We start from the raw sequence: 24,527 nt of genomic DNA, 5'->3' as shown, positions 1-24,527 counted from the left end.
GCGGGCCGCGCGGCACTACTTCGCCGTTTCTGTCTCCGACCCTGCCTCATCCTCGGGCTTCGACCGTTCCCTCGCCGAGACCTTGGCCGCCAGCTTTTCCGCCTTCTTGGCTGCCTTCTGCCGGTCGCGCTCCTTGCGCTCCTGATCGTAATTCGGTGCTCGCGCCATATCTCTTCCTTTTCATTGTGCTTGGCCCTGCCTAGGAGCATTGGACTGCAAACACAACACCGGAAGGGGCGAGCCGGGGCTTTAGGCCAACGATCAATACGATCCCGGGCGGTTCCGGGCTTGCAAGATACGCGGCACAATGGTGTAGGAATGGGCGCGCCCGTATTTCCAGCCGAATTGTTTTGAATCAATCGACCGATGGCAACGATTCTCCGAAATTCCGTCAAGGTGTTCTACTACGCGCGCAACGCCTTGCGCGATGTGGCGCCGCAGGCATTGTTCCGCCGCAGGCTGGCCGCGCGACTTGGCCAGGCCATGCTCCCGGACGAGACGATCCGCGCACGACTGAAGTTTTACAACAAGCTGCGGAGTGCTTTCGTACCGAGTCCCGATGCGGTGCCCGTCAGCCGGCTGCCGTTTTCGCCCAGCATGTACTATTACGATCTGAAGGAGTTTGCCCGCTACTTTGATCCCGGCTTGCTGATCGATCTGGAGTTCGGTGACGTCAGAAAAGTGCCGAAGATGCCATCGGTCGTGAAGGATCGGCCGATCACGGCCGACAACAGCAATGCCGTGATCATGAAGCTCGACAAATTCAGGCACTTCCATATGCCCGCGGACAGACTTTCCTTTGCGGACAAGCGTCCCGCTGTCGTCTGGCGCGGCCATCTCAACAATCCGATTCGGACACGGTTTCTGGAAGCCGTGCGCGATCTGCCGTTCTGCGATGCCGGCACGCCCAACAAGAAGGCGGCGGAACAATACCGCAAGCCCTATCTGACCATCGCTCAACATAAGCAGTACCGTTACATCGTTTCGCTGGAAGGCAATGATGTGGCGACCAATCTGAAATGGATCATGAGCTCGAATTCGCTCTGCCTGATGCCACCGCCGACATACGAGACCTGGTTCGCCGAAAGCCGGCTCGAAGCGAACGTCCACTACGCGTCGCTCGAACGGGATTTCTCCGATCTCTCCGAAAAGGTGCAGTACTTCGAACGGCATCCCGCCGAAGCGCAACGCATCATCTCCGCGGCGAACGCCTATTGCCGGACATTCGCGGACGAGCGGGCCGAGCAAGCGATCTCCCTGCTCGTCCTCTACAAATATTTCGTGCTCAGTGGCCAGATCGAGCCTGATGCCGAGGTCTGGCGCTATATTTCAGGCTGACGCCCGGTCGATGCGATCGATCAGGAGCCCCTTTCACTTGGACAAGAAGCATTTCAGACGCCGCTGCGGTCAAGGACGTCAGACCAGGCGATCTGTCGCCTCGTGACCAACTGGAAGTCGGGAACACGCGGCCGATAAGGACCGTGATCCGCACCAATCCCGGCTGCAATAAAACCGTCACCGCCGGCATATATTCAGATGGGCTGAGGGCGTAGCATCGATGGCCTGCCGGCCCGCGCTTGTTGCTGTCCCCAGGGCCGCAGTTACGTGGAGCAGCGCAGATGAACGATTCCCAACCGAAATCCGGGGCCAAGGATTGGCTGGAGGCGGAACTCGCCGACACGCTCGACGAAGACTACGAGCTCGAAATGTCGGAGCCGGCCTTGTCCCTGGAAATCGCCAAGATCTACAAGAATGCCCATCCGCCGTCGATCGATCGCCTGCAGTATTTTCGTGACCTGATCTCGCTGCAGTCGGAACTGATCAAGCTGCAATCCTGGGTCGCCTATCACAAGAAAAAGCTGGTGGTGATTTTCGAGGGCCGTGATTCCGCTGGCAAGGGCGGGGTCATCAAGCGCATCACCCAGCGGCTCAATCCGCGCATCTGCCGTGTCGTGGCACTTCCGGCGCCAAGCGAGCGCGAAAAGTCACAATGGTATTTCCAGCGCTATGTTCCGCATCTGCCGGCCGGTGGCGAGATCGTGCTGTTCGACCGCTCCTGGTACAACCGCTCGGGCGTCGAGCGGGTGATGGGCTTTGCCGGACCCGATCAGGTCGAGGAGTTCTTTCATGACGTGCCGGACTTCGAGCGCATGCTCGTTCGCTCCGGCATCACACTCGTCAAGTACTGGTTCTCGATCACCGACGAGGAACAGCAGATGCGCTTCCTGATGCGCATTCACGATCCGATGAAGCAGTGGAAACTGTCGCCGATGGACCTGCAGTCGCGCGTGCGCTGGGAACAGTACACCAAGGCCAAGGAAGAGACCTTCGCCCGCACCAACATCCCGGAAGCTCCCTGGTTCATCGTCGAGGGCAATGACAAGAAGCGGGCGCGGCTGAACTGCATCGACCATCTGCTGAAACAGATGCCGTATGAAGAGGTGCCGCACGAGGAGATCACGCTGCCGGAACGCGTCTTCAATCCGGAATACGAGCGCCAGGTTCTGCCGCGCGAGCTTTACGTACCGGAGAAATATTGAGGGGTTTTTCCTTCTCCCCGTTCACGATACGGGGAGCTGTGCCGCCGGTTTCGCCAATGGCGAGAGTCACGCCCGCCCGATCACCACATGCGTGGCGAGTGCCGTCGCCACCTGTTCGCTGCACTGATAGCCCAGCCTCAACATATCCAGGCCGGCGAAAAGGTTCTCGCCCGTGCCAAGCAACACCGGGGAGATCGCCAGATGCATCTCGTCGATCAGCTTCTCCTGCAGGTACTGGCGGATCGTGTCGACACCGCCGCCCACTCGCACATCCTTGCCCTCAGCCGCCGACTTCGCCTGCTCGAGCGCCGCATGGATGCCGTCGGTTACGAAGTGGAAGGTCGTGCCGCCTTCCATGGTGATGGGCGCCCGCTTGTAGTGGGTCAGCACGAACACCGGCACATGATAGGGCGGGATGTCGCCCCACCAGCCCTTCCAGTTGTCGTCGGGCCATTCGCCGCGGATCGGACCGAACATATTGCGGCCCAGGATCCAGGCGCCGACATTCTCGAAGCTGCGCGCGGCAAAATCCTCGTCGGCGCCGGTCGCGCCGCCTTCCTGGCCAAACATCTTGCGGAATGTGCGGGTGCTGAAGGCCCATTTGTGCAGGCCCTGTCCGCCGATGCCGAGCGGATTTTGCAAATCCTGATCGGGACCGGCACCATAGCCGTCGAGCGATAGAGTGAACGCGTTGACACGCAGCTTGGACATGGAAAGCTCCTCCATAACTGATGGTTGCTTTCTAGCAAGCTGATTGCAAATTGCAAGCGGTGTTTGACGATAGAACCGCACCCAGTCCGGACCTCGCTGCCAGGCGAGGTCCGGACTGTTCGTGGTGATCTGCCTCGGATGGTAAGTGGCAGCCGCTGGCATGGCCACCATACCAGATCATTCGCCGATAAGTTCCATGAAGCGGATGTGGTTGCTGAACGGGTCGATCACCTCGACCGTCAGCCGCCCGTCCTCATGTTCCATGCCGGGCTTCATATAGCGGTAGTCCTTGCCTGCGAGTTCCCTGTGGAAATCGCGGATACCCTTCATGTAGACGACCATGTTGCCGCCCGGCGTCGCGTCGCCGGCATGTTCGGACAGGTGCAGGACAAGGTTGCCGCGCGAGACCTGCGTATAAAGTGGGAAGTTGTCGCCGTAGCGGTGTTCCCAGTCCACGGTGAAGCCGAGGTAGCCGAGGTAGAATTCATGCGCCTTGGCGACGTCGAAGATGCGCACAATCGGCGCCGTCCGTTCGAAGATGATCGTCTCCTGTCTGGTGGCCAGCGCTTCGATCTTTGCCGACAGGATATTCCAGGTGGCCAGTCCAAACTGGCGCGCGACGATCTCCAGGGCCTCGCTGTGGCTGATCGCCAGGTCGCGGGCGGCAAGCGCCTCCCGCATGGCTTTCGCCATGGTCTTGGCATCGCGATAGGCAAGCATGTCCGTTTCCTTTGGTCACGGCGAAGCCTTCGTCAGTGCCCGCATTGCCGACGCCTTCGCCCGACGGAGAAGCGGGTCAGGAAGCATCCCTTGGAGGTGTTCGCAATGCCCCTTGGCAGGGTGCGGGCTGCCGGCCGCCTCCGACCGTGCCGGTACAGTAGCCGGGACAGGAATGGTTTGTCAGCGGGAAAATTGCGACTGGTGCGGCTTGCCGGATCGCCATTTAGAGGTCCACGGCGTGGACAGCGAAGGATTACCCCTTCAGAATCTCCGCCACTTCGGGTGCGAAATAGGTGAGGATACCGTCGCAACCCGCGCGCTTGAAGGAGAGAAGCGACTCCAGCATTGCCTTCTCGCCGTCGATCCAGCCGTTGGCGGCGGCGGCCTTGATCATCGAATATTCGCCCGACACTTGGTAGGCGAAGGTCGGCATCTGGAATTCGTCCTTCAGCCGGCGGATGATGTCGAGATAGGGCAGGCCGGGCTTGACCATCAGCATGTCGGCGCCCTCGGCGATGTCCTGCTCGGCTTCGCGAACCGCCTCGTCGGAATTGGCATGGTCGATGTAGTAGGTCTTCTTGTCGCCCTTGAGCAGGCCGGCCGTGCCGACAGCCTCGCGATAAGGGCCGTAGAAGGCCGAGGCGAACTTGGTCGCGTAGGACATGATCGCCACGTCCTGAAAGCCGTTGGCGTCGAGCGCGTCGCGGATGGCGCCGATGCGGCCGTCCATCATGTCGGAAGGCGCGATGATGTCGGCGCCGGCCGCTGCCTGGATGACAGCAGCAGCCGTGACCTGTTCAACTGTTTCGTCGTTGACGATGATGCCGTCGCGCAGGATGCCGTCATGGCCGTGACTGGTGAACGGGTCGAGCGCCGCATCGGTGATGATGCCGATATCAGGCACCGCATGCTTGATGGCGCGCGTGGCGCGGTTGATGACGTTTTCGGGGGCGAGGATGTGCGAGCCGGTCTGGTCGCGCAGGCCAAGCTCCACATTGGGAAAGGTGGCGATCGCCGGAATTCCGAGTTTGGCGGCGCGCTCTGCTTCCTTGACAGCGAGGTCAACAGACAGTCGGAACACGCCGGGCATGGCGGCTATCGGCTCGCGCACCTGTCTGCCCTCGACCACGAAGATCGGCCAGATCAGGTCGTCGACCGTAAGCCGGTTCTCCTGGACCAGGCGGCGCGACCAGTCGGCCTTGCGCATGCGGCGCAGACGGCGGCTGCCGGTGATTTCGTCGACGCTGCGGGCGCCGGCAGGCTTTGCGGGGGTGAATTTGTTCATCGCCAAGACTCCAAGTCAGCGGTTTTTACCACGCGCCCGTGCCTCGGACCAATGCGACACAGTTGTGCCAGCTTTGCGCTGCCGCTCACGATCGGCCTTCAGCGGGCGGTCATGGTTGACCGTTGCCAGACAGGATCTGCGCGGCGCCGCGCATCGCAACCCGGAACGCGTCGTCGAAACTGACGCCACGCACCTGCCAGCGATAGGTCTTGCCATCCCTGGCGAGCCGCCAGTCGGCGATCCAGCCCAACTCCTTGTCGCTCCAGACGAGACTGCCGGCAAGCGCCTGGTCGGCGCCGCTCTGTTGCGCAACCTTGTCGAGCGCCATGATGTCGGCATCTCCCAGCGTCGTGTCATCCAGTTTTGCGGTCGACAGCGTCGATGCTTTTGGAAACGCGATCCGCAGCGCCAGCGGCGTGGCGGCGTTGGTGACGGATTCGCGCATCAAGGCGCTGTGCTCGTCATCGGCGGCCAGCGCGAAATGCCTTGCGCCCTGCTCGGCGGCAAGAAAGACCACCAGTCGCGGCCGCTTCGTCAGCCATGGTTCGCTGCCAAGCGAGACAAGCACCGGATTGATGGCAGCCGGGTCATAGATGCAAGTGAGATCGTGCGGCCGGTCGTGGGTGCCTTGTTCGTCGTGAATCGGAATGCCCTCGAGCCTGTCACGATAACGGAAACTGGCGATGAAACTGCCGGCCTTGTCGCGCAAGGCAGCCATTTCCGGTTTCTTGAGCAGTCGCTGGTCGCCGGATACCTTGAGCAGGACCGCGTCGAGGCAGGTCTTGAAGCCCAGCTGGCGGTTTGGTTCGCCCTGGCCGGTAACGACGGTCTGCGTCTGGTAGAGATCGTCGATGGTTCCCGAAAATGCGGGGCGAGCCGCCACGCATATGGCCATGATGCTTATCACGGCAACGACAAAGCGTGAAAACCCAGGCATGGTTCACCGTCCGGTTTGAAAGCCACTTGATCGACGCACCGCCTGCATGGCGGCCAACTTCTAGCACCGGGTATCGGCCGTAGCCAAGGCCGTGTGAATTGGCCATCGGCATTGACGCGCCCATGCGCCACCCTTTAGCACTTCAGACCCGACGGCGCGGGGAAGGGATTCTTGACCATGGATTTTGGCGGAGGCGACGAAATCCGCTTCGAACGATTGGGCAGGGCCGGCGTTGTCACATTGACGCGGCCACAGGCGCTCAATGCCGTCACGCACAGCATGGTGAAGGCTCTGGACAAGGCGCTGCATGCCTGGGAGCGCGATCACGACGTCGACGTGGTCGTCGTGAAGGCGCAGGGCAGGGCATTTTCGGCCGGTGGCGACATCCTCCATGTCTACGAGGCCGGCCGGGCCGGAAAGCCGCCGGTCGATTTCTTCGCCGACGAATACCGTCTCAACGCCCACATCGCCCGATTCAGGAAACCCTATGTCGTCCTGATCGATGGCATTGTCATGGGCGGCGGCGTCGGTATTTCCTTTCATGGCTCGCACCGGGTGATGACCGAGAATGCCCAGTTCGCCATGCCGGAAGTGGGTATCGGCTTTTTTCCGGATGTCGGTGCGAGCCATCTCCTGCCGGACCTTGGCGGCAGCTTCGGCATGTATCTGGCCTTGACGGGCAACCGCATCCGGTATGGAGATGCGCTGTGGTCGGGCCTGGCGACGCATACGATCAAGGCAGAAGATCAGCCGGGGGTTCTCGCAGGGCTGGCCGAGACAGGCGATCCGGAATCGGTGCTGCGCGGTTATTTCGTTTCCGCCGGGCGCGAGACCGAGAGGCCGACGCTGGAGGCGATCGCCCGGCATTTTTCTCAAGCCTCGCTGAGTGATGCCATCGACAGCCTGGAGCGTGCGGCGGTTGCCGACGAGTTCGCGGCAAAGACCCTGGCGACGATCAAGACCCGCTCGCCAACCAGCGTCCGCGTTGCCTGGCGCCAGATCAGCGCCGGGCAGACACTGTCGATGGACGAGTGCATGAAAATGGAGTTCCGCATCCTCAACCGGATGCTGGCTGGTCACGATTTCTATGAGGGCATCCGGGCAGCGATCATCGACAAAGGCTCGGTGCCGCAATGGCGTCCAGCCGGCCTCGACGCTGTTGGTGATGCTGACGTCGATGCCTACTTCGCCCCGCTCGGCGAACGGGAGCTCGAGCTGTGAGCGAGGTCGTATCGAGACGCATCGTGCTCCAGCCCTCGACGGTAGAGGTCCTTTTTGCCTGGTTCCAGCGCATCATCGCCGGCTACTGCCTGCTGTTTGGCATTCTCTACTGGATCAAGCTGATTGGCTTCTACCCAGGCTCACTGTGGCGCTTCGACCTGATGCCGGTGCACTGGCAGGTCGCGGCGGTGGTGCTGGCGGTTTTCTTCCCCTTCGCCGCTGCCGGGCTATGGATGCTGGCGTCCTGGGGTCCGGTGATCTGGTTCATCTGCGCCGTGACGGAGACCGTCATGTATGCCGGATTTCCCGATCTGTTCGGGCATCGCCTGCTCATCGTCGTCTCGCATGTTTCCGTTGCGCTGCTCTATATCGTGTTTCGCACCATCATCTGGCTGCAAAAAAGGCCGGTTCGGCCGTAAGCCCTTGTGGGTGCTGGGCATCCGGTTCCGGCTCCGGAATCATTGGCAAAATCTTTAGGTTAATTATCCTTGCTCGGGTGACCGTTCGTTAAGCGTCTTCCGAAACCTCTTACCGGTAAGCTCTTGTTAGCCCTAGCGTTTAAGTCGAATTTTATGAGTATTCGATAGTGTCGCGATCAAGGTGAAAAACAAAAAATCACCAGGGCGACAAACGAGAGGCAAAGACAATGATCAATTCGCGTCCGGCGGCGAAGACCGCCAACGTATCCGACGATCGCCGCGAGGCAATCCGTTCCCTGTACATGGAATCACTGCAGCTTGTAGAGCGGCTGCACCGCCGTCTGCTTGACGTGATCAAGGACGAATTCGACCGCAACGGCCGCTCCGACATCAATGCCATCCAGGCGCTGCTTCTGTTCAACATCGGCAATTCGGAGCTGACCGCTGGCGAACTGCGCTCGCGTGGCTACTATCTCGGCTCCAACGTCTCTTACAATCTGAAGAAGCTGGTCGATCTCGGCTTCATCAACCACCAGCGCTCGCGCATCGACCGTCGTTCGGTCCGCGTCTCGTTGACGCCGAAAGGCAACGAGGTGGCGGAAGTCGTCGCTGGTCTCTATGAGCGCCATGTCGGCTCGATCGAGCAGGTTGGCGGCATCAACACCGACGAGTTCAAGCAGATGAACCGCGCCCTGCAGCGCCTCGACCGCTTCTGGAACGACACCATCGCGTACCGGATGTAACGCAAGCAAGCTCGACCGTAATCGGAGCCGCCCTGCAGAAGTGCGGCCGAAGACCTCCAGTCGCTGGCCGGTGCCGAAAGGCACCGGTCCTTTCTTTTCAATGTGCCGGTCAATCCAAATTCGGCGTCAGGCCACGTTGCCGCCATATTCCAATGTGAGCGAGGATGCGGATGAAGTGGTGGCGAAGGCCACGAATTCATCTGGACCTCGCATCGCGCCTCGCGCGTTTCACGCCGAAGTGATACAGGTCATGGTTGGCTAATTCTTAACACAGCCAACTTTAGAGTGCGGGTGATATCGTCCGCTGATCGAACCGCAGCAAGAATGTCTGGAACGTCCATGAGAACCAGCCGCCGTTTCTTCCTTTCCGGAGCCTCCGCGCTCGCAGCCGCCATGGTCGCCGGCACGGCAAGCGCCCAGGATGTGATCGGGGATATCCTGAAATCCTCGGCGCGCGGCAATTGGGATGATCAGTTTGACGCACGCGCAAGCGAAGGCGGCAAGGTCGCCTCGACGCTGCCGATCTTCAGCCCGCAGACTGTTTCCTTCACTGAGCAGGCGATCACCCAGTACCAGAACATTGTCGCCCAGGGCGGCTGGCAGCCGGTTCCGGATACAAAGAAATTGCAGCTCGGGGTCGATGACCCTGACGTGGTTCCGCTTCGCAAGCGTTTGATGATCTCTGGCGACCTGTCGCAGAGTGCCGGCATTTCAACGGCCTTCGATTCCTACGTCGACTCGGCGGTGAAGCGTTTTCAGGCGCGCCATGGCCTGCCTTCCGATGGCGCCATGGGCAAGTACACCTATGCGGCGATGAATGTATCGGCGCAGGTCCGGCTCGGGCAGCTACAGACCAACCTACAGCGGCTGCACGAAAAGGCCGGCACGCTGGGCAGCCGTTATGTGCTGGTCGATATCCCGGCGGCGCAGGTCGAGGCGGTGGAGAACGACCGCGTCGTGCTTCGCCACACCGCGATCGTCGGCAAGATCGACCGCCAGACGCCGATCGTCAATTCGAAGATCAACGAGATCATCGTCAATCCCTATTGGAACGCACCGGTCTCGATCGTGCGCAAGGACATCATTCCGCTGATGCGGAAGGATCCCAACTATCTCAAGGATAGCCACATCCGCCTGTTCGCGCCGGATGGCAGCGAGGTCGATCCGCTGAACGTCGACTGGTCGACCGACGATGCGGCGAAGTACCGCTTCCGCCAGGACCCGGGTGCCGGCAACGCGATGGCGTCGGTGAAGATCAACTTCCCGAGCCCGGACGGCGTCTACATGCACGACACGCCGCAGCAGAGCCTGTTCGGCAAGATGATGCGCTTCGATTCCTCGGGCTGTGTTCGCGTGCAGAACGTGCGCGATCTCGTCACCTGGATCCTGCGTGACACGCCCGGCTGGGATCGCCAGCATTTCGAGGCAGCGATCAAGACCGGCGAAAACACGCCGATCCAGGTCACCAACCCGGTGCCGGTCCACTTCCTCTATCTCTCGGCCTGGTCGACAGGTCCTGGCGTCGTGCAGTTCCGCGACGACGTCTACGCTCTCGACGGCGCCAACGAACTGCAGATTACGTCGTCTCTCTAAGAGATTGGATTTTCTTATGAAAGCCGCCGCAAGGCGGCTTTTTTCTATGGGGTTCGAGCTTATATCAAGCGCTGATTCACGAGGCGGGCCACTGCCTGTGCGCGGTTGACGGCACCCAGTTTGCGTCGCGCATTGTCGATGTGAAACCGCACGGTCGCCTCCGATATGCTGAGGATGACTGAGATTTCCCAATTGGTCTTGCCCTCGGCGGCAAGGGCCAGGCAGTCGCGCTCGCGCGCTGACAGTCTGGGTGGCGTTGCTGGAGGCGGCGTCGCCAGGCTGATCAGGCGCTCGGTAAGGACAAGGCCAGCCATCTGGATCGCAAAGCTCTCTTCCGGCTCAAAATCGCTTTCCTGAAAGCCAAGGTGGAGAGAGGCGATCACCCCGTCCGCGGCATAGGACGTTGCGCACAAGGCATCGTGGATCTTGGCTTCGTTCATCGCGTCCCAATAGGTGTCAAAACTCCGATCCTGCCGGGGGGCGAAGTCGCTGAAACGATAGCGGGTCTGGCTTTCGCGGATCGCGGTCAGCAAGGGATTGCACTCCAGGCAGACATAGTCGAATGCCGGACTCCCCGGCCAGGTGTCGGGCGCGACCCTGGTGATGAAGCCGCCCGCGGCCCAGTGGCTGGCGGAAGTCAGCGTCGTCGATGGTCGCCGATAGAGGCGGGTCTGCAAATAGGAAGCGCCGAGCCCTTCCAACGCCGCGAAGAAGTTGAGACTGGCTTCCTCCGGCGTCCGCGACGCAAAGGCCGCTTCGGCATGAGACATGATTTGCGATAGCATGGACTGGCCCCCCGTCCGCACACACAGCAGGGTGACACGGGCTGGCCTTGCTCACAAGATAGCATCCGCGTTCAAGAAGATGTCAGCCTCACGATACGGATGTTGATACGAAAACGTCATCAGGGCGATCGACGGCCACGGCTGGACGGCGCCACGCGGTTTGCGCATGGTCCTGGAAGCTCTATTCGGAATCGCACATGCAAGTTGCCGTCTTTGTCCTGGTCGTGCTGGTCTTCGTTGCGGTTTCCGGCGCGCTGGTCCGGCTTGTTCGCGTGCCGTTGCCGGTGTTGCAGATTGCCATGGGCGCCGCGCTCGCCTGGCCGTCTCGTGGCCTGCATGTCGAAATCGATCCCGAAGTCTTCCTGCTGGTGTTCATTCCGCCGCTGCTGTTCAGCGACGCTTTTGGCGCCCCCAAGCGCGAGCTCATAGCACTGCGCGGACCGATCCTGGACCTTGCCATCGGGCTGGTCTTCTTCACCATCGTCGGTTTCGGCTATGCCTTGCACTGGCTGGTGCCGAGCATTCCGCTGGTCGTCGCATTCGCGCTTGCCGCGGTGCTGTCGCCGACAGATGCGGTGGCCGTGTCATCGATCGTTGACAAGAACGTGGTTCCGGCGCGGCTGATGCATATTCTGGAAGGCGAATCGCTGCTCAACGACGCCTCGGGCCTCGTCATGTTCCGCTTTGCCGTGGCGGCCGCGCTGACCGGCAGTTTTTCTTTTGCCGAGGCCTCGCTGAGTTTCCTCTACGCCGTGGCAGTCGGCATCCTGGCTGGTGTGGCGGCACTGTTCATCGCCGCAAAGGCGTTGCAATTGCTTAGCCGCATCGGCGGCGTCCCGGCTGAAGCGCAGGTGCTGATCACGATCCTGCTTCCTTTCATCGCCTATCTCGGCGCCGAGCACTTCGAAGCTTCGGGCATCCTGGCCGCGGTGACCGCCGGTCTGTTGACCGGGAGCACCGGCATATTCCGCTTTCTCGGCGTCTCCGCGCGCATGCAGACCATCTCCCTATGGACGACGTTTTCCTTCGTCTTCAACGGCGCGCTGTTCATTGTACTGGGCCTGCAACTCCCCGAAATCATCCGCAAGGTGCCGCCGGAACTGATGGGGCAGTATCCCGTGATCCAGCCGGTGCTGACGGTGGTGGCGCTGACGCTCTGCCTGATTGCGCTTCGCTTCCTGTGGATATGGATTGGCGACATCGGCGCGGGCATCGCGGCGCGACTGGGAAAGAGCAAGGCTGAGCCGTTCGGCCTGCGCGTGCGGCTGGCCGGTTCTGTGGCCGGCGTGCGCGGCGCTGTCACGCTGGCCGGTATATTGTCGCTGCCACTGACACTGCAGGATGGCTCGCCGTTCCCGGCGCGGGATCTGGTCATCTTCCTTGCTGCCGGCGTCATCATCTGCTCCCTGGCGATCGCCAGCCTTGCCTTGCCGGCGATCTCTCGCGGCTTGGTCGAACCAGGGGAGGATGCAGATGCAGCCGAGGAGCGCATGGCGCGCGTTGGCGCGGCCAAGGCCGCGATTGCCCATATCGAGAGCCTTGCGCAGACGGATGAAGAACATGAAGGCGAGGTACCGGGTGCAAGGCTGGCCACCGCCAATGGCATTGTCGCGGCCTACCAACGGCGCATCGCGGCGTCCGACGAGGCGAATGAGGCACGAGCCGAGGTGCGCGAAGCCGGGAGGCTGGAACTCGACCTGAGGCTCGCCGGCATCGGCGCCGAGCGCGAGGCCGTAAGCACCATGCTTCGCCGCCGTGAAATCAACGACCATACCGCGCGAGCGCTGTTTACAGAGATCACGCTCACCGAGGCTCTGTTGAAAGGCAGGCAGACACGGAAATAGGAATCGTCGGCCTGGCGTGCTGGATTTGCGGGCCTTGCCGCAAACCGGCCAGCAAATTTCGCGCCGCAAACGTGGCGAGGTGAAAACAACTGTGTTAATGGCGCGGCGAACCCAATGAATGTCGCCCAAAAGTGTGCAGCGGTTTTGGGGCAACGACATGCTCAAAACAAAAACTGACCCCCGAACCCTAGGGATTTCAAGCCATGGCAACAGCAGCGGCAGTGTCGAACAAATTCGAGTCCTTCTTCGAAACCACGCTTGCCGATGCTGATCCGGAAATTTTCGGCTCGATCCGCAATGAACTCGGCCGGCAGCGTCACGAGATCGAACTGATCGCCTCTGAAAACATCGTCTCCCGCGCCGTTCTGGAAGCGCAGGGCTCGATCATGACCAACAAATATGCCGAGGGCTATCCGGGCAAGCGCTATTATGGCGGCTGCCAGTTTGTCGACGTGGCCGAGGAACTGGCCATCGAGCGCGCCAAGAAGCTGTTTGGCTGCAACTTCGCCAACGTACAGCCGAACTCGGGCAGCCAGATGAACCAGGCCGTGTTCCTGGCGCTCTTGCAGCCCGGCGACACTTTCATGGGGCTCGACCTCAATTCGGGTGGGCACCTGACCCATGGCTCTCCGGTCAACATGAGCGGCAAATGGTTCAAGGTCGTCTCCTATGGCGTGCGCAAGGACGACCATCTGCTCGACATGGACGCCATCGAGAAGACCGCGCACGAGACCAAGCCCAAGCTGATCCTGGCCGGCGGCACCGCCTATTCGCGCATCTGGGACTGGAAGCGTTTTCGCGAGATCGCCGATGCGGTCGGTGCCTATCTGATGGTCGACATGGCCCACATCGCCGGTCTGGTCGCCGGCGGTGTCCATCCGTCGCCGCTGCCGCATGCCCATGTCGTGACGACCACCACGCACAAGTCGCTGCGGGGCCCTCGCGGCGGCATGATCCTGTGCAATGACGAGGATATCGCCAAGAAGATGAACTCGGCGGTATTCCCGGGCCTGCAGGGCGGGCCTCTGATGCATGTCATCGCCGCCAAGGCCGTCGCCTTCGGCGAAGCGCTGAAGCCGAGCTTCAAGGTCTATGCCGAGAGCGTGGCCGCCAATGCCAAGGCACTGGCCGAAAGCCTGAAGGAAACCGGCCTCGACATCGTCTCGGGCGGCACCGACAACCACCTGATGCTGGTCGACCTGCGGCCCAAGAACGCCACCGGCAAGCGTGCCGAGGCCGCACTCGGGCGCGCCAACATCACGTGCAACAAGAACGGCATTCCTTTCGACCCGGAAAAGCCTTTTGTCACCTCGGGCGTCCGTCTTGGCACGCCGGCCGGCACCACGCGCGGCTTCGGCCAGGCCGAGTTCCGCGAGATCGGCAAGCTGATCGCTGAAGTGCTGGACGGGTTGAAAGCAGCCAATTCCGACGAGGGCAATGCGGCGGTTGAAGCCGCAGTGAAGGCCAAGGTCGTGGCGCTGACCGACCGTTTCCCGCTCTACCCATATCTGGGCTGAGCGCGATATCCCGGCTGCATGCTTCTGCTTCGGCGGCGCTTTTGTGCGCCGCCGCTTGCGTATCGGACTTCCGTGCAGCACCCTCGCTCAAGAAAGAGGAGATGACCGGATGAGCAACATGTCGCGATCCGTGCCTTTGGCCGCCATGGCCGTCCTGGCGTGCCTTTACGCCAGCGCATCCCGTGCGGACCCCAAAACCCAGACATTCGGCAGATGGTCTGTCACCATCGATGAGATCAGCACCGGCCAGGACACACTGAAAACCTGCGCGGCGTCGACCGCCTTTGTCGACCCGCAGGGAAGTCCGGGAACATTGACGTTGAGCATTTCGAATGGCGACGTGTTGCCGCCGAATGGCTATCCTGCCGTCCTGCTGGCGGTCGACAACCAGACCTTGCCGACAGGCGACAATGTCGCGGCCACCTTCAACGACGTCAACAACAAGGTCCCCGCAAAGTTTCGCGAGAGCGGCGGCGCCGGAGCGCATCGCCAATGGATGATGGACAACAATCCCAAGACCAGCCTTGCGCTTCTGCGGACCATGCGCAACGCACCGCAACTCGACGTCGTCTTTGGCAAGCAGCCGGTGGCTAGCATCGCCATGGACGGCTTCACCAAGGCCTATCGCAGCCTTGGCGCCTCCTGCGGCTTCCCCACGCGCGACGTTGCGCCGTGATGCGGCAACGTGTCGGCGAAGTTTGAACGGCTTCTCCACCAAAGGACTGGTCATGGATATCCTGTGGAAAGGCGTCGCCGGCGGCCTGGTCACGCCTTGATCGTGTGGGCGTCGAAACGCGGCAACGTCTTGCCCGGCATCCCTGCCGTTGGCGCCGACGTTTGCGGTGATCGCGTTGCTGGCCGTTGGCGCCAAGGGCAATCCAGCCGGCTTCCGCGAGGCCTGCCTTGCGGGGGTTCAAAACCATCCCCGCCTATCTTGCCTTCCTCGGCGCCTGCTGGCTGTTCATCGACAAGGTTAATTACCGGCTGGCGGTTCTCGGCGGCATCGCCGTCTGGCTGATCGCTGCCCTCGCAATTTTCCTCGCGCCTCGCTATCTCTGAGGCGCGGGAGGCTGTCCCACCATCCTTTGCCATTCCGGCAAAAAGCTCTAAGCCTTTCGCTCCGTCAGATTCGCGAACCAAAGGCTCTCCATGCGCTGCCCCTATTGTCAGTCAGAAGATACGCAGGTGAAGGATTCGCGTCCCGCCGAGGATGGCGCGGCGATCCGCCGCCGCCGCGTCTGCCCCGATTGCGGCGGCCGCTTCACCACCTTCGAACGCGTCCAGTTGCGCGACCTCGTGGTGGTGAAGAAGTCCGGACGAAAGGTCCCGTTTGATCGCGACAAGCTGCTTCGCTCGGTAGAGATCGCCTTGCGCAAGCGCAATGTCGATCCCGAGCGCATCGACCGCGCGGTCACTGGCATCGTGCGCCAACTCGAAAGCTCCGGCGAGACGGAGGTGGCCTCTGGCGAGGTCGGCCGGCTGGTCATGGACGCATTGAAATCGCTCGACGACGTCGCCTATGTGCGCTTTGCCTCGGTCTATCGTAATTTCCGCGAAGCCAAGGATTTCCATGAATTGCTGGGTGAGTTGAAGGGCGACGAGGTCAAGGGCGAAGAGGACGCTGGCTGAGGATGGCAACGCCCAGCAACGCCGAGCAGCAGGCTCTTGATCGTCGCTTCATGGCTGCGGCGCTTAGGCTGTCGCGGAAAAATGCCGGGCGGACATCGACCAATCCGTCGGTCGGCACTCTGATCGTGCGCGACGACGGCGCCGGGCCGATGATCGTCGGAACTGGTGTCACCGCAATCGGCGGACGCCCTCATGCCGAGACGGAGGCGCTCACGGAGGCCGGTGAACTGGCGCGCGGCGCCACTGCCTATGTCACTCTCGAACCCTGCGCGCATCACGGCCGCACGCCGCCTTGCGCCAATGCATTGGTCAATGCCGGCGTGGCGCGGGTGGTCGGCGCGGCGAGCGATCCCGATCCACGCGTATCCGGCAAGGGCTATGCCATCCTGCGCGCCGCCGGCGTCGAAGTCGTCGAGAAGGTGCTGGCCACGGAGGCCGCCGAGCAGATGGCCGGCTATCTCATTCGATCGCTGAAAAAGCGCCCGGAAGTGATTCTGAAGTTGGCGCTTTCCAGCGACGGCAAGATCGGCGTGAGAGGCGCCGGACAGGTCGCGATCACCGGCGATATTGCGCGCCGCGAAGTCTACATGCTGCGGGCTGAAGCCGACGGCATTCTGGTTGGCGTTGGTACGGCGCTGGAGGACGATCCAGCGCTGACGGTACGGCTGCCGGGGCTGGAGAACCGTTCGCCGGCGCGCATCGTGCTCGATCGCCAGATCAGATTGCCGGGGGCCTCGAAGCTGGTTTCCGGCATCGACCGTGTTCCGCTCTATCTCGCCGCGTGCCTTGAAGCCGATCCGCAACGGCGCGCGGAACTCGAACGCGCCGGCGTGCGCTTCATCGGCACCGAAACGCATGAAGGTGGCGTGGCGCTGCCGGAACTGCTCGAGGATCTGGCCGCGCTTGGTATGGCAAGCGTGCTGGTCGAAGGCGGAGCCAAGGTGGCAAGCGCCTTCCTCGCCGATGGGCTGGTCGATCGCATCATCCTGTTCCAGGGATCGGAAGCGATCGGCGATGACGGCATTGCATCCCCGATCGATGCCGACAACATCCCGGCAGGATTTCGCAAGCTTCGCGATATGCGTTTCGGCGAAGACAGCTATGCCGAGTGGATAAGAGATTTCTAGGATATCAGACCCATGTTTACCGGAATTGTCACCGACGTCGGCACCGTTGCAGCCGTGAAGCCGCTGAGGGAAGGGGTTGGGTTGCGCATCGACACCGCCTATGACCCGCAAGGCATAGCCATTGGCGCGTCGATTTCCTGCGGCGGCGTTTGCCTGACGGTCACGGCTCTACCAGACAGCGGCTCGAACGCGCGCTGGTTCGAGGTCGAGGCCTGGGAGGAGGCGCTCAGGCTGACGACGGCGATGGGTTGGAAATCGGGGACGCGGATCAATCTCGAGCGTGCGCTCAAGATCGGCGATGAACTCGGCGGCCACATCGTTTCCGGCCATGTCGACGGCATGGCCGAAATCATCGAGCGCAAGGAAGAGGGCGACGCCGTGCGCTTCACGCTGGAGGCGCCGCGTGACCTTGCCAAATTCATAGCACCCAAAGGCTCCGTCGCGCTCGACGGCACCTCGCTTACCGTAAACAAGGTGGAAGGCACGCGCTTCGACGTGCTGCTGATCCATCATTCGCTGACCGTGACCACCTGGGGCGAACGACAAGCAGGTGACCGCGTGAACCTCGAGATCGACACCATGGCCCGCTACGCGGCGCGTCTGGCGGAGGCCGCGAAAGAGGGGCTTTTGTAGTGTCAAATGGTGGATATATCGTGAGCTTTCCCAAGGCAGGAAATTGATCGAAGATACTGAAAACCTTGTCTACGAAGGGGTCAGAGACCTCGACAGCTCCAAAACCTACAAAGATTTGCTTTCCGATGATGTCGAGGAGCAGATTAGGGCGATTCTCAGCATATCACAGCAAGACGACTGGCATTTCGCGCAGGCTGTTTGCTTCAAATATGCGCGTCATCCCAGCCCGGATGTGAGAAACATTTCCGTTATTGGATTGGGCCATGTTGCGCGCATCCATGGTGCGATCGACATGGGTTCTGTTTTGGAACTTGTTGGCGAACTTCGCCAAGCCAAACGCGCTCATGGTCCCATCGAAGACATGTTTGACGACATCATGGTCTTGTCGCACGGCAGGGGCGACGAGCCGTCTAGGTCGCTAGGCATAGCAGCCGTTCGGAAATTGGACCCAGCCTTCCGACAAAGCTTGCGAACTCCGTGGCTTCGGCCTAAGTCACCCGCTCCGCCGGAGACGTGACCCAAAATGCCCAAGACCAAGAAACTGAAGCTGCTGATCATCGAAGCGCGCTTCTATGACGATCTGGCCGACGCGCTGCTCGAAGGCGCCAAGGCCGCGCTAGATGAGGCCGGCGCCAAGTACGATGTCGTCACCGTGCCCGGCGCGCTGGAAATTCCAGCGGTGATCTCCTTCGCGCTTGATGCCGCTGAGGGCGAGGGCTCCGAGTATGATGGTTATGTCGCGCTCGGCACCGTGATCCGCGGCGAGACCCATCACTTCGACATCGTGGCGAATGAATCCGCGCGCGCGCTGATGGATCTTTCAATTCAGGAATCGATCTGCATCGGCAACGGCATCCTGACCACCGAGAACGATGAACAGGCCTGGGCGCGCGCCCGGCGCACGGAAGGCGACAAGGGTGGTTTTGCCGCTCGGGCCGCCTTGACCATGATTGCCGTGCGAAAACAGCTCGGGGCCTGAACGTGACACAATCCGGAGACAATGACCGACCGCCGGTGCGCCAGGCCAACAAGCGCGGTGCGGCCCGTCTTGCCGCCGTGCAGGCGCTCTACCAGATGGATGTGGCCGGCAGCGGCGTCTTCGAGATCACTGCGGAATACGAGGCGTTCCGGCTGGGCAAGGAAGTCGATGGCGCGCTTTATCGCGAAGCCGACGCGCAGTGGTTTCGCGCCATCCTGGCCGGCGTCGTCGAGAACCAGAAGACCGTCGATCCGATCATTCGTCAGGCGCTGACCGAGGACTGGCCGCTATCCAGGCTCGATTCCACGCTGCGCGCCATCTTGCGTGCCGGCGTCTATGAGCTGATGAAGCGCGAAGATGTGCCGGTGGCGGTCATTGTGTCGGAATATGTCGATATCGCCAAGGCCTTCTACGAGGAAGACGAGCCGAAGCTGGTCAACGCCGTGCTCGACCGCGTGTCGCGCCGGGTGCGCGGCGAGGGGCGTGGCAAGGACGCCACGTGACATCGGTCACCACTGGGGCGGGCAGGGAGGCTCGCCGCACGGCAATCATCCTCGCCGCATCCCAGGCCATCGTCGGATCGGCAGCCCCGATAGCCATTTCGATGGGTGCGCTGGCCGGCCAGTATCTGCTTGGCCCTGATAAATCGCTGGCGACGGCTCCGATCACGGGCTTCAATCTTGGCGTGGCGCTGGGTGCACTTCCGGCCGCCGCCATCATTCGCGGGCTTGGCCAGCGCAGCGGATTCATGACCGGCACGGTGGTCACCGCACTCGGAGGATTGGTTGCCACTTTGGCGCTGTTCCACGCCAGCTTCTGGCTGTTTGCCTTTGGCCTTGCCATGATCGGCGTCGGCGGCGCCTTCGTACAGCAATTCCGCTTCGCCGCCGCCGACAACGCGCCGCCGCAATTCAAGGCCCGCGCCATCTCCTTCGTGCTGGCGGGTGGCATCATCACCGCCATTCTCGGGCCGCAGATCGTCATCTTCACCCGTGAATTGTTCGCGCCGGTCATGTTTGCCGGGTCATTCGCGTCTATTCTCGGGCTGGCTGCTGTCGGCGCCCTGATCTTGTCGTTCCTGAGGTTGCCGGCCAAGGCGTCAGGCAAGGTGGAAATTGCCGACAATGATGCAAGACCCCTAGCCGAAATCGTCACCCAGCCGCGTTTCGTCGCGGCGCTGTTTTGCGCCGTCGGCAGCTATGCGCTGATGAGCTTCGTCATGACCGGGGCGCCTCTGGCGATGGTGGGCTGCGGTCTGTCGGAAGACGCGGCGACGCTGGGCATCTCCTGGCACGTCATGGCGATGTTTGGACCAAGCTTCTTTACCGGCTCGCTGATCCATCGCTTTGGCGCCGAACGCATCGTTGCCACCGGCCTGATCCTGCTCATCGGCTGCGCTGTCGTCGCCTTGTCGGGGTTGGCTCTTTGGCAATTCTGGACGGCGCTGATCCTGCTTGGCCTCGGCTGGAATTTCGGCTTCATCGGTGCCACTGCCATGGTCGCCGCCAGCTATAGGCCATCCGAAAAGGGCAAGGTGCAGGGCTTTCACGATTTCGTCCTGTTCGGCTCCGTCGCCTGCGCGTCGCTGATGTCGGGTATGGTCTACAACGCCTGGGGCTGGACCATGCTGAACTGGATGGTCTTTCCGGTGACCGTGCTTTGCTTTGCAGCGCTTGCTGCGCTCAAGATGAGTGGCGCGCGCCAGCCAGGCTGAAGATCCCGAAGCTTGTGGATAATCAAGGAGCTGCGGCTATTTCCGCATCGCCTTTGCTGACATCGCATTGGCGGGAACGTTTGGGCTGCAATCGCTCTGCCTGAACAAAATTATTGCGCAAGTCCCACATCTTATGAAACCGTGTGCCCCGACCGGGCGCTGAAGCCGTGATCATATGCGCGCCCAACCGGTATTCGGTTCACAGTAAGGGATCTCACAATGCGTTCAATCAAACTCCTGGCCGGCGCCGCTCTCGCGCTCGCCATCACCGCCGCCTCGGCCAGCGCCCAGGTCGTGGTTTCGTCAAAGATCGATACCGAAGGTGGTGTGCTCGGCAACATCATCCAACTGGTGCTCAACGCCAACAACATCAAGACGACGGACCGCATCCAGCTCGGCGGCACGCCGGTGGTGCGCAAGGCGATCCTTGCCGGCGAGATCGACATCTATCCGGAATACACCGGCAATGCCGCCTTCTTCTTCGAAAAGGCCGATGATCCGGTCTGGAAAGATGCGGCGAAGGCCTATGAGACCGCCAAGAAGCTCGACTATGACGCCAACAAGATTGTCTGGCTGTCGCCGTCGCCGGCCAACAACACCTGGGCGATCGCGCTGCGCAAGGAAGTTGCCGAGACCAACAAGCTCGCCACGCTTTCCGAGTTCGGCAAGTATGTCTCGGGCGGTGGCCAGGTTGTGCTCGCCGCGTCCGCCGAGTTCGTCAACTCGGCTGCTGCCTTGCCGGCGTTCCAGACCACCTACGGCTTCACGCTGAAGCCGGATCAGCTGATCACGCTGTCTGGCGGGGATACGGCGGCAACCATCGCGGCTGCCGCGAACCAGACCAGCGGCGCCAATGCAGCCATGGTCTACGGTACCGACGGCGGCATCGCGCCGTCCGGCCTTGTCGTGCTCGATGACGACAAGGGGGTGCAGCCGGTCTACCAGCCGGCGCCGATCATCCGCGAATCCGTGCTCAAGGACCATCCAGAGATCGAGACGCTGCTGAAGCCGGTCTTTGCCAAGCTCGACCTCGTGACGCTGCAGGAGCTGAACGGCCGCGTGCAGGTCGGTGGCGAGCCGGTCAAGGGCGTTGCAGAAGACTTCCTGAAGAAGAACGGCTTCCTGAAGTAGAGCGATTCCGGCGCGCCGCATTCGTGGCGCGCCGGATCGATTGACGGGGGAGGGCGTGGGTATCCGGTTCGACAAGCTCGGCGTGGTCATCGCCGCGATAGCAGCCTATGCGGCTTTCGCGGCACCCTTTGCCACGTTTCGCGCCAACCGCATTGTGCCAGGCGCGGCGCGCTCGATTCTCGAAGCGTTGCCGGCGACCGCGGGACCGCTGTTGCTGACGATCATCGTCGTCGCGGCGCTCATCGCACTCTTCAAGACGCCGCTCATTCTGCGCCTTGCCGCCAGCATCGTGGCGCTTGTTGCGTTGGCGCTGCTGATCGGCGTTGCCGGTACCTTCCTGACGCCGTCCGGCAATACGTTTGCGAGGATATCACCGGCCTCTGGCTTCTGGCTGCTTATCTTTGCCTTCACGCTGTTGCTGGCCGATGTGCTGACACGGCTCGATCTGTCGCCTCTGTCGCGGGTTGGCGTGCTTGTCGTCGCGGCTTTGGTGATCGGCCTGTTGTTGATATCGGGAAGCTGGGACAGCCTTTCGATCCTCAAGGAATATTTCAATCGCGCCGACAGTTTCTGGGCAGAAGGCTCCAAACACGTGACGCTGGCGCTGGGCTCGCTGGCGGCGGCGGTGATCGTCGGCCTGCCGCTGGGTATCCTCTGCCACCGCGTCGAGAAATTGCGGGCTGGCGTGCTCAATGTGCTCAACATCATCCAGACAGTGCCGTCGATCGCGCTCTTCGGGCTGCTGATTGCGCCGCTCGGTTGGGTGGCAGCGCATGTGCCGGGAGCTGCCGCGCTCGGCATTCGCGGCATCGGCACCGCACCAGCCTTCGTTGCCCTGTTCCTCTATTCGTTGCTGCCGGTGGTGGCCAACACCGTGGTTGGCCTCGCCGGCGTGCCGCGTGCCGCCAATGACGCGGCGCGCGGCATGGGCATGACCGATCGCCAGCGCTTGTTCGGCGTCGAGTTCCCGCTGGCCTTTCCAGTGATCCTCACCGGCATTCGCATCGTGCTGGTGCAGAACATCGGCCTCGCCACCATCGCCGCCCTGATCGGCGGCGGCGGCTTCGGCGTCTTCGTCTTCCAGGGCGTTGGCCAGACGGCGATGGATCTTGTGCTGCTCGGCGCCGTGCCGACGGTCGCACTCGCCTTCGCCGCTGCGATCATCCTCGACGCCGTGATCGAAATGACCGCCACCAAGCGCAGGGTTGAAACGGCATGATCGAGATCGAACACATCACCAAGCGCTACGATACGACAACGGTGGTCGATGACGTCTCGATGGTGATCGAGCCGCGTAGCGTCGCCGTCATCGTCGGAACGTCCGGGTCGGGCAAGACGACACTGCTGCGGATGATCAATCGCCTGGTCGAGCCGACCTCTGGCGTCATCAAGCTCGACGGGGCGGACAACCGTTCCGTGCCCGGCTATGAATTGCGCCGAAGCATCGGCTACGCCATCCAGGGGCATGGCCTGTTCCCGCATCGCACCGTGGCGCAGAATATCGCCACGGTGCCCGTCCTGCTCGGCTGGGACAAGGACCGCATCAAGGCCCGCGTCGATGAATTGATGACGCTCTACCAGCTCGATCCCCAGGAGTTCGGACCGCGCTATCCGCACGAACTGTCCGGCGGCCAGCAGCAGCGTGTCGGCGTCGCCCGCGCACTCGCGGCTGAACCGAATGTGCTTTTGATGGACGAGCCCTTCGGTGCGCTCGACCCGATCATCCGCACCAAGGCGCAGGAGGATCTCCTGGCCATCCAGAAGCGTTTCGGCACCACCATCATTCTCGTCACCCATGACATGGAAGAAGCCGTGCATATGGGCGACAAGATCGCCGTCATGGATGCGGGCAAGCTCGTGCAATACGCCAGGCCAGCGGAGATCCTGGCAAACCCGGCCAGCACCTTCGTGGAAACACTGGTAGGTGCCAGCGAACGCCCCTTCAGGCTGTTGTCCCTCGGGCGCGTGCGTGACGCTGTTGAAAATGGCTCGGCTGAAGGCGAAGCGATTCCCGGCGATGCCAGTCAGCGCGACGCGCTGGCCGAACTGTTGTGGTCGGGCCGGCCGGCCTTGCCGGTAAAAGGTGCGGACGGCAAGCGGCTCGGCCGCGTCACTATCGACGGATTGGTCAAGCGCGCGGCGAGGCCGGCATGAAAGCCTGGCTGCCGGCGCTGCTCAGGCTTGCTTTGCTGGCGCTGCTCGTCGCCTTCGTGACCAATCCCGACTGGTTCGAACCACTGTTGAAGCCGCTGACGGAGAACAACGCGCCGGCGATCTATAATCAGGGCAGTCTTTTGACGCTGACCTTGCTGCACCTCAGGATCGTCCTGATCGCCACGCTTGGGGCGATCATCGTCGCGATGGGGCTGGCAATTCTGGTGACACGGCCGGCGGGCGCGGAATTCCTGCCGCTGTCGCGCAGCCTCGTCAACATCGGCCAGACGTTTCCGCCGGTGGCGGTGCTGGCGCTGGCGGTGCCGGCGGTCGGGTTCGGCGAGAAGCCGACGCTGATCGCGCTGTTTCTCTACGGCCTGCTGCCGATCTTCGAGAACGCGTTGACCGGCCTGACCACGCTGCCGGCCAATGTGCTCGAGGCAGCGCGGGGCGCCGGGATGACCGGCTGGCAAAGGCTGCTCAAGGTCGAGTTGCCTCTGAGCGCGCCGATCATTCTGGGTGGCATCCGCTTGTCGGTGGTCATCAGTCTTGCCACCGCGACCATAGGCTCGACCGTGGCTGCCAAGACGCTGGGCGAGGTGATCATCGCCGGCCTGTTGTCCAACAATCTCGCCTTCATCCTGCAGGGCGGCCTGATCGTCGCCGCGCTTGCCGTTCTGATCTATGACGGACTGTCGGCAATCGAGCGCTATACAGCAAGGCGCATGGGGCAGGAGGCGGAATAACGCTGCATCCGTGGCCTGTCGGGCTGCCTTCGGCCGGATGCTTTGATGCCCAACTGACAGCCGATGACAGCCGAATCATGTGTTCTTGGAACCACGATA

27 protein-coding genes are annotated in these 24,527 nt (G+C 62.0%); 21 read left to right on the top strand and 6 right to left on the bottom strand.

All coding sequences use genetic code 11. The annotated features are described in order from the left end of the window. Positions 1–15: 15 nt before the first annotated feature. Positions 16–168 (bottom strand): hypothetical protein, encoded by a 153-nt coding sequence (locus ABVQ20_RS10045; RefSeq protein WP_227348025.1) that lies wholly within the window; start codon positions 166–168, stop codon positions 16–18. Positions 169–366: 198 nt separating this feature from the next. On the opposite strand from ABVQ20_RS10045, the gene ABVQ20_RS10040 reads away from it, so the two are divergent. Both ABVQ20_RS10040 and ppk2 read left to right on the top strand, forming a co-directional pair. After that, a complete protein-coding gene (locus ABVQ20_RS10040) occupies positions 367–1,338 on the top strand; it encodes a glycosyl transferase family 90 (RefSeq protein ID WP_354459345.1) in 972 nt (323 codons plus the stop codon). Positions 1,339–1,619: 281 nt separating this feature from the next. Continuing rightward, positions 1,620–2,540 (top strand): polyphosphate kinase 2, encoded by a 921-nt coding sequence (gene ppk2, locus ABVQ20_RS10035; RefSeq protein ID WP_354459344.1) that lies wholly within the window; start codon positions 1,620–1,622, stop codon positions 2,538–2,540. Positions 2,541–2,606: 66 nt separating this feature from the next. Here ppk2 and ABVQ20_RS10030 read toward each other — a convergent pair whose 3' ends face one another. The 4 genes from ABVQ20_RS10030 to ABVQ20_RS10015 form a co-directional block, all read right to left on the bottom strand. Continuing rightward, on the bottom strand, positions 2,607–3,251 hold the full coding sequence (locus ABVQ20_RS10030) for a dihydrofolate reductase family protein (protein WP_354459343.1): 645 nt from the start codon (positions 3,249–3,251) through the stop codon (positions 2,607–2,609). 177 nt (positions 3,252–3,428) lie between these two features. After that, complete coding sequence (locus ABVQ20_RS10025) at positions 3,429–3,971, bottom strand: glyoxalase superfamily protein (RefSeq protein ID WP_354459342.1); 543 nt, start codon at positions 3,969–3,971, stop codon at positions 3,429–3,431. Positions 3,972–4,224: 253 nt separating this feature from the next. Then, positions 4,225–5,256: a porphobilinogen synthase gene (hemB, locus tag ABVQ20_RS10020; protein ID WP_354459341.1), complete on the bottom strand. Its 1,032-nt coding sequence runs from the start codon at positions 5,254–5,256 to the stop codon at positions 4,225–4,227. Positions 5,257–5,365: 109 nt separating this feature from the next. Next, complete coding sequence (locus tag ABVQ20_RS10015; RefSeq protein ID WP_354459340.1) at positions 5,366–6,193, bottom strand: DUF8605 domain-containing protein; 828 nt, start codon at positions 6,191–6,193, stop codon at positions 5,366–5,368. A 177-nt stretch (positions 6,194–6,370) separates the two neighbouring features. On the opposite strand from ABVQ20_RS10015, the gene ABVQ20_RS10010 reads away from it, so the two are divergent. The 4 genes from ABVQ20_RS10010 (at position 6,371) to ABVQ20_RS09995 (ending at position 10,169) form a co-directional block, all read left to right on the top strand. Beyond that, positions 6,371–7,414 (top strand): enoyl-CoA hydratase/isomerase family protein, encoded by a 1,044-nt coding sequence (locus tag ABVQ20_RS10010; protein ID WP_354459339.1) that lies wholly within the window; start codon positions 6,371–6,373, stop codon positions 7,412–7,414. Continuing rightward, positions 7,411–7,833 (top strand): DUF6163 family protein, encoded by a 423-nt coding sequence (locus ABVQ20_RS10005; protein ID WP_354459338.1) that lies wholly within the window; start codon positions 7,411–7,413, stop codon positions 7,831–7,833. The genes ABVQ20_RS10010 and ABVQ20_RS10005 overlap by 4 nt, the downstream gene beginning before the upstream one ends. 227 nt (positions 7,834–8,060) lie before the next feature. Then, positions 8,061–8,576 (top strand): transcriptional regulator LdtR, encoded by a 516-nt coding sequence (ldtR, locus tag ABVQ20_RS10000; protein WP_008875359.1) that lies wholly within the window; start codon positions 8,061–8,063, stop codon positions 8,574–8,576. Between the two features lie 339 nt (positions 8,577–8,915). Next, a complete protein-coding gene (locus ABVQ20_RS09995; protein WP_354459337.1) occupies positions 8,916–10,169 on the top strand; it encodes a L,D-transpeptidase family protein in 1,254 nt (417 codons plus the stop codon). 59 nt (positions 10,170–10,228) lie between these two features. Here ABVQ20_RS09995 and ABVQ20_RS09990 read toward each other — a convergent pair whose 3' ends face one another. Further along, on the bottom strand, positions 10,229–10,954 hold the full coding sequence (locus ABVQ20_RS09990) for a helix-turn-helix transcriptional regulator (protein ID WP_354459336.1): 726 nt from the start codon (positions 10,952–10,954) through the stop codon (positions 10,229–10,231). A 197-nt stretch (positions 10,955–11,151) separates the two neighbouring features. Between ABVQ20_RS09990 and ABVQ20_RS09985 the strand changes: the two genes are divergently transcribed. The 15 genes from ABVQ20_RS09985 (at position 11,152) to ABVQ20_RS09915 (ending at position 24,428) form a co-directional block, all read left to right on the top strand. Next, complete coding sequence (locus tag ABVQ20_RS09985) at positions 11,152–12,798, top strand: Na+/H+ antiporter (protein ID WP_354459335.1); 1,647 nt, start codon at positions 11,152–11,154, stop codon at positions 12,796–12,798. Between the two features lie 203 nt (positions 12,799–13,001). Further along, positions 13,002–14,315 (top strand): serine hydroxymethyltransferase, encoded by a 1,314-nt coding sequence (glyA, locus tag ABVQ20_RS09980; RefSeq protein WP_354459334.1) that lies wholly within the window; start codon positions 13,002–13,004, stop codon positions 14,313–14,315. Between the two features lie 109 nt (positions 14,316–14,424). Beyond that, positions 14,425–14,991, top strand: a complete 567-nt coding sequence (locus ABVQ20_RS09975) for a hypothetical protein (RefSeq protein ID WP_354459333.1) — start codon at positions 14,425–14,427, stop codon at positions 14,989–14,991. Positions 14,992–15,218: 227 nt separating this feature from the next. After that, positions 15,219–15,374: a hypothetical protein gene (locus tag ABVQ20_RS09970; protein WP_354459332.1), complete on the top strand. Its 156-nt coding sequence runs from the start codon at positions 15,219–15,221 to the stop codon at positions 15,372–15,374. Positions 15,375–15,464: 90 nt separating this feature from the next. Beyond that, positions 15,465–15,944, top strand: a complete 480-nt coding sequence (gene nrdR / locus ABVQ20_RS09965; RefSeq protein WP_354459331.1) for a transcriptional regulator NrdR — start codon at positions 15,465–15,467, stop codon at positions 15,942–15,944. A 2-nt stretch (positions 15,945–15,946) separates the two neighbouring features. After that, entirely contained in the window at positions 15,947–17,071 is a 1,125-nt protein-coding gene (gene ribD / locus ABVQ20_RS09960) for a bifunctional diaminohydroxyphosphoribosylaminopyrimidine deaminase/5-amino-6-(5-phosphoribosylamino)uracil reductase RibD (RefSeq protein ID WP_354459330.1), read from the top strand. A 12-nt stretch (positions 17,072–17,083) separates the two neighbouring features. Next, positions 17,084–17,704 carry a riboflavin synthase gene (locus tag ABVQ20_RS09955; protein WP_354459329.1) on the top strand — a complete coding sequence of 207 codons (621 nt, stop codon included), beginning with the start codon at positions 17,084–17,086 and terminating at the stop codon, positions 17,702–17,704. A gap of 43 nt (positions 17,705–17,747) precedes the next feature. Further along, the gene (locus ABVQ20_RS09950; protein WP_354459327.1) at positions 17,748–18,221 is read left to right on the top strand and encodes a hypothetical protein; all 474 of its coding nucleotides are present in this window, start codon (positions 17,748–17,750) and stop codon (positions 18,219–18,221) included. A gap of 6 nt (positions 18,222–18,227) precedes the next feature. Further along, the gene (locus ABVQ20_RS09945) at positions 18,228–18,683 is read left to right on the top strand and encodes a 6,7-dimethyl-8-ribityllumazine synthase (protein ID WP_354459326.1); all 456 of its coding nucleotides are present in this window, start codon (positions 18,228–18,230) and stop codon (positions 18,681–18,683) included. Positions 18,684–18,685: 2 nt separating this feature from the next. Next, complete coding sequence (nusB, locus tag ABVQ20_RS09940) at positions 18,686–19,186, top strand: transcription antitermination factor NusB (RefSeq protein ID WP_354459325.1); 501 nt, start codon at positions 18,686–18,688, stop codon at positions 19,184–19,186. Further along, entirely contained in the window at positions 19,183–20,397 is a 1,215-nt protein-coding gene (locus ABVQ20_RS09935) for an MFS transporter (RefSeq protein ID WP_354459324.1), read from the top strand. The genes nusB and ABVQ20_RS09935 overlap by 4 nt, the downstream gene beginning before the upstream one ends. A 219-nt stretch (positions 20,398–20,616) precedes the next feature. Next, positions 20,617–21,528: a glycine betaine ABC transporter substrate-binding protein OsmF gene (osmF, locus tag ABVQ20_RS09930; protein WP_354459323.1), complete on the top strand. Its 912-nt coding sequence runs from the start codon at positions 20,617–20,619 to the stop codon at positions 21,526–21,528. Between the two features lie 55 nt (positions 21,529–21,583). Then, entirely contained in the window at positions 21,584–22,747 is a 1,164-nt protein-coding gene (locus ABVQ20_RS09925; protein WP_354459322.1) for an ABC transporter permease, read from the top strand. Next, the gene (locus tag ABVQ20_RS09920; RefSeq protein ID WP_354459321.1) at positions 22,744–23,682 is read left to right on the top strand and encodes an ABC transporter ATP-binding protein; all 939 of its coding nucleotides are present in this window, start codon (positions 22,744–22,746) and stop codon (positions 23,680–23,682) included. Before ABVQ20_RS09925 ends, ABVQ20_RS09920 begins: the two co-directional genes overlap by 4 nt. Further along, positions 23,679–24,428 (top strand): ABC transporter permease, encoded by a 750-nt coding sequence (locus ABVQ20_RS09915; RefSeq protein WP_354459320.1) that lies wholly within the window; start codon positions 23,679–23,681, stop codon positions 24,426–24,428. The genes ABVQ20_RS09920 and ABVQ20_RS09915 overlap by 4 nt, the downstream gene beginning before the upstream one ends. Positions 24,429–24,527 lie beyond the last annotated feature (99 nt).

The organism is Mesorhizobium shangrilense (assembly GCF_040537815.1).
In the GTDB taxonomy this organism is placed as follows: Bacteria; Pseudomonadota; Alphaproteobacteria; order Rhizobiales; family Rhizobiaceae; genus Mesorhizobium; species Mesorhizobium shangrilense.
Note: the sequence above shows the minus strand (reverse complement) of the source record. Positions and strands in the feature narration are given on the sequence as shown.